This window comes from Blautia sp. ZXY-1-C6 (genome assembly GCF_056339875.1).
The window spans coordinates 1-9,307 of the sequence record NZ_JBWJVQ010000104.1 but is presented as its reverse complement, the minus strand read 5'-3'; the positions used below and the strand labels follow the sequence as shown (position 1 = coordinate 9,307).

General features: G+C 42.3%; 7 protein-coding genes and 2 pseudogenes. All 9 read right to left on the bottom strand.

Features of this window, described 5'->3' with window-relative positions; genetic code table 11:
- A partial coding sequence (locus AC075J_RS03935; protein ID WP_476390036.1) for a glycogen/starch synthase occupies window positions 1-266 on the bottom strand: 266 nt, incomplete at its 3' end.
- 53 nt (window positions 267-319) lie between these two features.
- The gene (spo0A, locus tag AC075J_RS03930) at window positions 320-1,126 is read right to left on the bottom strand and encodes a sporulation transcription factor Spo0A (protein ID WP_008704085.1); all 807 of its coding nucleotides are present in this window, start codon (window positions 1,124-1,126) and stop codon (window positions 320-322) included.
- Between the two features lie 220 nt (window positions 1,127-1,346).
- Window positions 1,347-2,564, bottom strand: a complete 1,218-nt coding sequence (spoIVB, locus tag AC075J_RS03925; RefSeq protein ID WP_227567142.1) for a SpoIVB peptidase — start codon at window positions 2,562-2,564, stop codon at window positions 1,347-1,349.
- 154 nt (window positions 2,565-2,718) lie between these two features.
- The gene (gene recN / locus AC075J_RS03920) at window positions 2,719-4,410 is read right to left on the bottom strand and encodes a DNA repair protein RecN (RefSeq protein ID WP_118569345.1); all 1,692 of its coding nucleotides are present in this window, start codon (window positions 4,408-4,410) and stop codon (window positions 2,719-2,721) included.
- An 83-nt stretch (window positions 4,411-4,493) separates the two neighbouring features.
- Window positions 4,494-4,952 (bottom strand): arginine repressor, encoded by a 459-nt coding sequence (gene argR / locus AC075J_RS03915; protein WP_008704088.1) that lies wholly within the window; start codon window positions 4,950-4,952, stop codon window positions 4,494-4,496.
- Window positions 4,953-4,970: 18 nt separating this feature from the next.
- Window positions 4,971-5,831, bottom strand: a complete 861-nt coding sequence (locus tag AC075J_RS03910) for an NAD(+)/NADH kinase (protein WP_008704089.1) — start codon at window positions 5,829-5,831, stop codon at window positions 4,971-4,973.
- A gap of 23 nt (window positions 5,832-5,854) precedes the next feature.
- Window positions 5,855-6,663: pseudogene (locus tag AC075J_RS03905) on the bottom strand (TlyA family RNA methyltransferase).
- A pseudogene (dxs, locus tag AC075J_RS03900) lies at window positions 6,660-8,533 on the bottom strand (1-deoxy-D-xylulose-5-phosphate synthase). The pseudogenes AC075J_RS03905 and dxs overlap by 4 nt, the downstream one beginning before the upstream one ends.
- A gap of 13 nt (window positions 8,534-8,546) precedes the next feature.
- On the bottom strand, window positions 8,547-9,307 hold a 761-nt coding region (locus tag AC075J_RS03895; protein ID WP_476390035.1), incomplete at its 5' end, for a polyprenyl synthetase family protein.

Here is a 9,307-nt window from a genome sequence, read left to right as displayed (position 1 = left end):
TAAAACTGAATTCCTTCGTACTCCATGTGCATGATTCCTACATAGCAGTTCTTATATCCAAGATCCATGTAGAAATGTGTGATATAGTTCATTTTAAATATCTTTCCACTTCCTGTTTCATACAGGCATATTTCGGGTAAGATCACACGAATATCAAAATATCGTTTATCAAAATATTTCGGCAATATGGAGCCAGCTACATCTGCCAGACCTCCTGTTTTGATAAATGGTACAGCTTCAGATGTTGCAAATAAAATATTTTTCATGCGAAAAACCCTCCTTGGTAGCCTTTATTGAATAATTATACTCCAAACTATGACTATTGGAAAGAGCGATTTTTATATTCCAGTCTGATTTTATCTGCAATCAGAGCAATAAATTCTGAATTTGTGGGTTTTCCTTTTCCTGTACTGACTGTGTAACCGAATAATTCATCTATTGTGTCCATTTTTCCTCTGCTCCAGGCAACTTCAATGGCGTGTCTGATAGCCCGTTCCACTCTGCTGGCTGTTGTCTGATGTTTCTTTGCAATCGTAGGATACAGTATCTTGGTAATGGAATTGAGCATCTCCATGTCATTAACTGACAGGATGATGGCGTCACGCAGATACTGATATCCTTTAATATGTGCAGGCACTCCAATCTCATGAATGATATTTGTCACGTCTGTTTCCAGATTTCTCACAGGTACCGGATTGTCTTCTGTCCTTTCAGGCTGCCGCCCGATTTGACGTATTCTTCTCTCGCCGGCTCTGCGCACATGTTTGATACGATTAAGCAGCATCTGATTATCGAAAGGCTTCAGGATATAATAATCTGCCCCTAAGTTAAATGCATTTTCTGTAATACGTTCCTGACCGACTGCCGAAACTACGATAAATGATGGGATCTTTTTGAGACTTTTGTCATTGGCAAATTTCTCCATTACTGCCAGTCCGTCCATTTTCGGCATAATAATATCCAGAACCACAACGTCCGGTTCCTTTTCACGTATAATGTTACAGATTTCTTCTCCGTTATGCGCTTTTCCCACAAGTTCCAGATCTTTGTCTTCTTCTATTATCTGACCAAGTACTTCCACCATTTTCTCATTATCATCTGCAATTGCCACATTTAATTTTTCCATAAATTTCACTCCTCCCCCATTTTTCAATAAATCTCTTTTCTTTTTCGGTTCATCACATATTATAGAGGAATGCTTACGGAAAAATCAAGACACAGAGAGAAATTTGTCCTATTTTATGTCGACAGCTTTGGTGATTCTTTTTTCTTTATTTTCATTTTTCACAGGCATCTGATATATTTCGACAATAATCAGATTTTTGTTTCATAATCCTGATCATCCATTAAAAGAGTCTTTCTGTATTTTTCAGCATATTTTCAATAAAGATTCCATATCCGCTGGAAGCATCCTGAACAAATACATGAGTTACCGCACCAATGATTTTTCCATTCTGGATAACCGGGCTTCCGCTGAGCCCCTGTACAATCCCTCCTGTAGCTTCCAGAAGTTCTTTATCTGTCACCTTTATCACAAAACTTTTGTTGGTATCTTCATGATTCAAATCTATTTTTCTGATCTCTGCATCATATTCTTTTACCTCGCCATCTGTACTGCAGAGAATTGTGGCTGTTCCAATCTTCACTTCCTGCTTATACGCAGCCGGCATTTTCTTTAAAGTGATCGTATCATCTGCAATCCCTGTGAACTGACCATAAATTCCGTTTCTGCTGTTTGCTTCGATAGTTCCAAGAATATTTCTGTCATCATAGCAGATGTATCCTGCAAGTTCGCCGGGATTGCCTTTACTTCCTTTGTTAATCGCAAGAATCCGGGCTTTATACAAAGCTCCGTTTCGGATATTCAGAAGCTGGGCAGTGTCTATATCACTGATTCCATGGCCAAGGGCACCATAATTACCATTCTGATCTACGTAGGTAAGCGTTCCTATCCCCTGCGTGTCATCTCTTACCCAGATTCCAAGTTTATAGTCTCCTTTTTTGTCTTTTACAGGAGTTACAGATACAGGAATACTCTCTCCTTTGCGGCTTATCCCCAGTGTAACTTCGCTGCCATCAAGTTCTGAGATGTCATCTATCAGTTCTCTTTTTGTAGAGATTTTTTCTCCGTTAAATGAGATAATGTAATCTCCCTGTCTGATAATATTTCTCGCAGGCTCCTCTGTCTCACCATTCCGATTCTGAATTTCACCGGTGTCGATCACCAGAACACCTTCTGTTTGCATATAAATTCCTATGGTGCTTCCGCTGACATAAATTTCCTGATCATCTGCAGGTGTCACTTTTATTTCTTTAAATGGAATATAACCCAAAAGTTTACAGGGCAGAATATAGCCTCCATCCTGCGAAACAGTAACTGCTTCTTCAAATGTAACAAATGGTGTTGACAAAACTTCTGTGACATCTTCTGTTTTTTTGCCTCTGGAAATCTGAATTTCGTCAGGTATCTTTCTGTCCAGATATCTGTAACCTGATATCAGCATCACCAACAGATCCAGCACAAGACAACAGATGACAAAAAGTCTGTATTTTCTTTTGTTCATTGTTATGCACATCCTTTCATTCTGTATTTATGAAATTCTGTAACTGTGAAATTGCCATAAAACACTTCCCATCACAGCAAACCCGAAAGGTACAAAAATAAGAGAGAACAATCCGTCACAAAGATTATCCTCTCTTAGTATGTGGTCAATTATTTTATTTAAATCTTGTATTTTTTTGTTTCTGTGCCAATTCTTTCATCTCTTTCGCATTCTCAAGAACTGCAGGTGTAATTTCTGCACCACCTAACAGTCTTGCCAGTTCGCGGATGGAATCATGTTCTTTAAGCACATGGATCTGGGTAATAGTCTCAGTTCCCTGCAGATGTTTTTCAATTTCAAAATGACTGTCTGCCATAGCTGCAATCTGCGGCAGATGCGTGATGCAGAGTACCTGATGATGCTGTCCGATCACTGCCATCTTTTCAGAGACTTTCTGTGCAGTTCTTCCACTGATACCAGTATCGATCTCATCGAAGATCAATGTCTCAATCTCATCTCTGTCTGCAAGGATTGCCTTTAATGCAAGCATGATTCGAGACAACTCACCGCCGGATACGATCTGTCCCAGTGGCTTCAGAGTTTCTCCGGGATTTGTAGAAATGAGATACTGGATATCATCGGTTCCATTATCTGTGTAGTTTTTCTTTTTCCGGAAATCAATGGCAAAATTCACATCCAGGAAGTTTAAATCCTTCAATCCCTGAATAATCTTCTGCTCAAGCTGTTTACTGTATTCTTTACGGATTTCTGCTAATTCATCCGACTTTTTCTCAAGAATATTTTCCAGTTCTCTGAGATGCTCCTTTAATTCCTGTAAATTTTCTTCATATTTATGTAATTTTTCCAGTTTTTCTTCCTGAAGTTTGCGATATGTGAAAATTTCCTCAATGGTACGTCCATATTTTGCCTTCAGTCCATTGATCAGATCCAGTCTTCTCTCTGTCTCATAAAACTCTCCTTCATCAAAGGTCAGCTCGTCCAGATAAGCGGATAATTCTCTGTTAAAATCATTCAGAAGACCGTCTACAGAAGTAAGTGTCTCTGCAAGAGGTGTAAGCTCCGGATCATACTGTGTTACATGAGAGAATTCCTTTAATGCCTCTCCGACAGTCTCTCCGGCGCCTTCCTTGCTTTCATAGCCTGTGAGATTATGTACAAGCTGCAGGGAGTCAACGATGAGTTTTGCATTGCTCATTTTTCTGTACCGGGCTTCCAGTTCCTCATCCTCTCCCGGCTGCAGATTTGCTTTCTCGATTTCTTTGATCTCAAACTCCAGAAAAGCCAGCTCACGATTCCTCTGCTCCTCATTCATATTCATGGAACCAAGTTCTGTTTTGCATTTGCTGTATTCTTTATATGCCAGAGATACTTTCTCCTTTGCAGGAAGGATTTTTTCTTTTCCATATGCATCCAGGATTGCAAGCTGCTTATCCTGATACAGAAGTGACTGATGCTCGTGCTGTCCATGGATATCCAAAAGGCATGCAGCAGCGGCCTTCATCTGACCTACAGTACTTGTCTCTCCATTAATCTTGTTGATGCTTCTTCCATCCATGATTTTTCTGGACAGAAGTACCTGTCCATCTTCCGGACAGATATCCAGTGCTTTCAGTGTCTCCAGCGCTTTCTCGTTTTCTACCTGAAAAAGCAGCTCCACAAGTGCATAGGATGCATTTTCCCTTATCATATTTTTAGAAGTTTTTGCACCCAGGATCAGCTGCATAGACCCCAGAAGGATAGATTTACCTGCTCCGGTCTCACCGGTCAGGATATTCAGTCCGGGACCAAATTCTACTTCTATTTCTTCTATCAGTGCAAGATTTTTCACATGCAGATGAGCTAACATTTATTGCCTCCATAATCAAGTCATTTGTAATGTTAAAAGTTCAGGATCGTAACTGCAAAGGTATTGAGCAGTTACTCGTGGGATCACTTATTCAATCTGACAAAACTTCTCAGTTTCTCTGCTGCTCCCAGTGCCATGTCTGCAGTCTTTGCAGCACACATAATAGTGTCATCACCTGCAATACATCCCAGTATTTCCGGCCATTTCAACGCATCCAGGGCTGCTGCCACGCCCATGGCCATTCCGGAAACGGTTTTGATCACAATGATATTCTGTCCCACATCAATAGAAAGCAGGGTATCTTCCAGTACTCTTGTATATTTTTCTCCAAGACTTCCTGATTCATTATTAATAATTGCATAACGGGACTTTCCGTCCTTTCCTGCCACTTTTGTCAGCTTGAGAGCACGAATATCTCTGGATACAGTCGCCTGTGTCACCTTAAATCCTGCCTCATTAAGTCTGGAGGCCAGCTCTTCCTGTGTATCAATATCATACTGATGAATCAGTTCAATAATTTTCTCATGTCTCGCAACTTTCACCTTATTTCCTCCTGCTGATCAGCTGTCTCTCATCTTCCGGCGCAATACCTCAACAAAACTTAAATGGTTCAGCTTCAGAATCTTTGTCTTTACATCTGCCTGCCGGATCTGAATGCAGTCACCGGTGACCATAGGGATAAATGTATCTCCATCAAAAGATGCGATTCCCTTTTCACAGTCACAGTGTCTTCCTTTTCCTATCTCTACAGTGATCACATCCTGCGCAGGAAAAATAATGCTTCTTGTATTCAGTGTGTGTGGTGCTATGGGAGTCATGATCGTCATGGCGGCATTGGGCGATACAATAGGTCCTCCCGCTGACAGACTATATCCGGTAGATCCGGTAGGTGTTGAAATAATAATTCCATCAGCATTATAAGAGTTAAGATAAACATCATTTACATAATTCTTAAACCGGACCACGCGGAGATGACCGTCTCTGCCGATCACAATGTCATTCAATGCAATATCCTGTCCGATCAGTTTTCTGCCGCGGTACACCCTTCCTTCCAGCATCATGCGTTCTTCTACCTCGTAATCATCCGCCATTAGCTGATCCAGAGCACTGTACAGAGAGGTCTGATTCACTTCTGCAAGAAAACCCAGATTTCCCAGATTGATTCCAAGAAGAGGAATTTCCTTATGCACCACATCCCTTGCTGCCTGAAGAAGTGTGCCATCTCCTCCCAGAACAATAATACACTGTGTATCGTCCGGAACCTTATCAGGATCTGTATAATGAAAGGAACCCTCATGTTTCCTTTCTGCCTGCTGTACTTCACAGTTTTTGTGATGTGTTTTCAGATAATCTGCGATTTTTTCTGTGATTTCAAGTTTTTTATCCTTGTCACTGTTTGTAATAATATAAAACCTGTCCATAGTTTCTTCCTGACTCAGCCTTTTTAATCCAACTGTCCATGAGCCTCTGCCACAACAGCTTCTACAGATACCTTCAGACTGTCGGTAACCCCGGTACCTTCCGGATGTTTTTTCAGATGAAGAAGATATTCGATATTTCCTTCCGGTCCTTTAATTGGCGAAAAAGAAAGATGACATGGCTCCATAAAAATACTCATGGCATAATCGCGTACTTTTTCGATCACTTCCTGATGAACAGCAGGATCTCTACAACCCCCTTCTTTCCGACTTTCTCTCTCCCCGCCTCAAACTGCGGCTTGATCAGACATACGATCTCACCCTCATCTGTAAGGAGATTTCTTACAGGAAGCAGTACTTTTGTAAGAGAAATAAAGGACACATCAATTGATGAAAAATCTGCCGGTTCTCCCAAATCCTCCGGTACCACATAGCGGATATTGGTTTTCTCCATACAGACTACACGCGGATCGTTACGAAGCTTCCAGTCAAGCTGTCCATATCCTACATCAATGGAATAAACTTTTACTGCCCCGTTCTGTAACATACAATCTGTAAACCCTCCGGTGGACGCACCTACATCCATACAGACCTTACTATCCAATGTGACATCAAAGTTTTTCATAGCTTTTTCAAGTTTCAGCCCACCGCGGCTTACATACGGAAGAGTGTTTCCTCTGACCTCAATCTTTACAGTCTCCGGGAACATGGTTCCCGCCTTATCTTCTTTCTGACCATCAACATATACATCGCCTGCCATGATGAATGCCTTTGCTTTCTCGCGGGATGGCGCAAGGGCGCGTTCCATCATAAGCATATCCAAACGTTTCTTCATTGCTCTCTTAATTCCTCACTATCTTCTATTGCCTGTCTGATGTCTTCCACTCCAAGTCCAATCCGGCTGCGCAGGCTTTCTACATTTCCCTGGGGTACAAAACGATCCCAGACAGCTGCCGACAACACTCTTATTTCCGGATGACAGGCTTCCATATAAGCAGACACATGCTCTCCGTATCCGCCGCTTTTCACATTCTCTTCTACTGTCACAAACAGACTGTGATCCTTTGCCAGTTCATCAAGGAGATCCACATCCAATGGTTTCACAAATCTGGCATTTACAAAAGTAGGATCATAGCCGTCATCTTTCAGTCCTTTACAGATTTCCATGCAGGACGGGATCATACTTCCCACTCCCAGCACAGCGATTTTTTTTCCTTTGCGGATAATCTCACTTCTGCCATATTCCACAGGTGCCTGGTATTCCTGAAGCCCCTGATGCGCACTGCCTCTCGGATAGCGGATTGCAATCGGTCCGTCAAAGCTTACCGCAAATGCAAGCATCTCTTCCAGTTCTCTGTCATTCTTCGGTGCCAGAACAGTCATATTCGGCATCATGGACAAATAAGACAGATCAAAGCAGCCCTGATGCGTCTCCCCGTCTGCGCCTACAAGCCCTGCCCTGTCAACAGCAAAAATCACATGAAGCTTCTGCATACATACATCATGCAGGATCTGATCTACAGCACGCTGCAGAAAAGATGAATAGATGGCAACAACAGGAACCAGGCCGCCAAGAGCCAGACCCGCCGCAAAACTCACCGCATGTTCCTCTGCGATTCCCACATCAAAAAATCTGTCCGGAAATCTCCTGGAAAATTCCACAAGTCCGGTTCCATCCGGCATGGCTGCGGTAATAGCTGTCAGTTTTTTATTTTTCTCACCAAGAGAGACCAGTGCTTTGGAAAAAACATCTGTATAACCCGGCACTGTTTTCTTCTGAAGTACCCGGCCTGTTTTAATATCAAAAGGACCTGTTCCATGAAATCTGTCCGGATGGGCACTTGCAGGTTCGTATCCTCTGCCTTTCTTTGTCAGGACATGAACAACTACCGGTCCCTCTACCCGTTTTGCTTCATTAAAGAGTTTCATCATCTGACGCATATTATGACCGTCAACAGGTCCCAGATATGTCAACCCCATATTTTCAAACAGCATTCCCGGAATAAAAAGCTGCTTGACACTGCTTTTGGTTTTTCTCATAGTATCTACCAGAGCAGTCCCTACCTTCGGAACCTTCTTCAGTGCCTTTGTCACACCCATCTTCATTCCTGTATAAGCTTCTGCAGTTCTCAGTGCACTCAGATAAGTGGACATGCCTCCTACATTTCTGGAAATGGACATATTATTGTCATTTATGATAATAATAAAATTTGTCTTTAACTCTGCAGCATTATTTAATGCCTCATACGCCATTCCTCCGGTGAGCAGCCACCATCTCCGATCACAGAAACCACATGATGCTTCTGTCCCAGAATATCTCTGGCATGCACATATCCCAGTCCTGCCGAAATTGAATTGGAACTGTGTCCTGCATCATATGCATCACAGGGGCTCTCACTTCTCTTAGGAAAACCGCTTAATCCACCTTCCTGTCGCAGATTCTTAAATTCATCTTTTCTTCCGGTAAGAATCTTATGTGTATATGCCTGATGTCCTACATCCCAGATTAGTTTGTCTTCCGGAAAATCCAGCACATTATGAAGAGCCAGAGTCAGTTCCACTACTCCCAGATTTGAAGCAAGATGTCCGCCTGTCCGACTTACTGACCGGATTAAAAAATCCCTGATCTCCGCTGCCAGAGGCTCGAAATCTTCCAATGGTATCTTATGGATATCATTGGGTTTCTTAATCTTTTCCAGAATCATTTGTATCCTTCCTTTATTTTCTGCGGTTTATTAATTTTTCAATTAACAAATACAGAAACTCGTTATTTTTATTCAGACTCTTCAGCAGATCGATTGCCTTTTCTGAGAGTTCTTCCACCTGTTCAGCAGCCTTCTCTGTTCCAAAAAGAGTCACATAAGTAACTTTATTATTCTTCTCATCACTGTGTACAGGTTTTCCCAGTTCTTCTGCAGTGCTGGTCACATCCAGAATATCATCCTGAATCTGGAAAGCCAGTCCTATATTTCCGGCAGCTTTCTCCACTGCAGATACTTCCTGCTCATTTGCTCCTGCAAGAATTGCGCCTGTCATCATGGAGGCTTCGATCAATGCTGACGTCTTATTTCTGTAAATATAGTCAAGCATCTCTTTTTCAAGGGGCTTTCCGTCATTTTCCACATCAACACTTTGTCCTCCAAGCATTCCATGAATGCCTGTTTTCTGTGAGACCGCTCTCAACGCATGGATTACCCGATCCTGCTCTTTTGTCAGGGCAAATGCCTGAAACATGGTTTCGTATGCGTAATTGAGCAGCGCAACACCGCTTAACACCCCCATGGCTTCCCCATATACCTTATGTGTAGTCAGTCTGCCGCGCCTGTAATCATCATCATCAAGTGCAGGAAGATCGTCATGGATCAGGGAATGAGTATGGATCATCTCCATTCCTGCCATAAACGGTTTTACAACTTCTTCCTTACCATCAAACAGGCGATATGTCTCCCGGATCAACATTGGCCGAAGGCGCTTTGCCT

Bases quoted from the DNA above. Each gene is read 5' to 3' on its own strand.
- recN (WP_118569345.1), bottom strand. From the start codon at position 4,410: ATGTTAGCTCATCTGCATGTGAAAAATCTTGCACTGATAGAAGAAATA.
- spoIVB (WP_227567142.1), bottom strand. From the start codon at position 2,564: ATGAACAAAAGAAAATACAGACTTTTTGTCATCTGTTGTCTTGTGCTG.
- spo0A (WP_008704085.1), bottom strand. From the start codon at position 1,126: ATGGAAAAATTAAATGTGGCAATTGCAGATGATAATGAGAAAATGGTG.
- AC075J_RS03910 (WP_008704089.1), bottom strand. From the start codon at position 5,831: ATGGACAGGTTTTATATTATTACAAACAGTGACAAGGATAAAAAACTT.